Origin of the sequence: Tritonibacter sp. SIMBA_163 (genome assembly GCF_046535935.1) — a bacterium.
GTDB lineage: Bacteria > Pseudomonadota > Alphaproteobacteria > Rhodobacterales > Rhodobacteraceae > Epibacterium > Epibacterium scottomollicae.
Genome location: NZ_JAWJBP010001036.1, coordinates 1 through 246 on the forward strand (window position 1 = coordinate 1; position 246 = coordinate 246).

Annotated in this window: 1 pseudogene; it reads left to right on the plus strand. The window is 68.3% G+C overall.

The window, feature by feature from the left end:
- Positions 1-206: pseudogene (locus tag R0J92_RS25490) on the plus strand (exodeoxyribonuclease VII large subunit); the annotation flags it as partial.
- Positions 207-246: the final 40 nt, after the last annotated feature.

Genomic DNA, 246 nt, shown 5'->3' on the forward strand with positions numbered 1-246 from the left:
GGGTGCTCGACCGCGGATTTGCCGTCGTCCGGGACGAGGCGGGCGCTATCGTCGCCAGCGCCGAGGCTCTGCAAACCGGCCAGGCGGTCAGCCTTGAACTTGCCGACGGCCGGCGCGGCGCGGTGATCGACGCCGCGCCATCGGCCAAGCGGCCAACGCGAAAAGCCAAAGCCGGACGGTCCGGTGGCCAGGGCGACCTTTTCTAGACAAGATCACGGTTTGATGGAACCGGCCCCTGGTTCCATC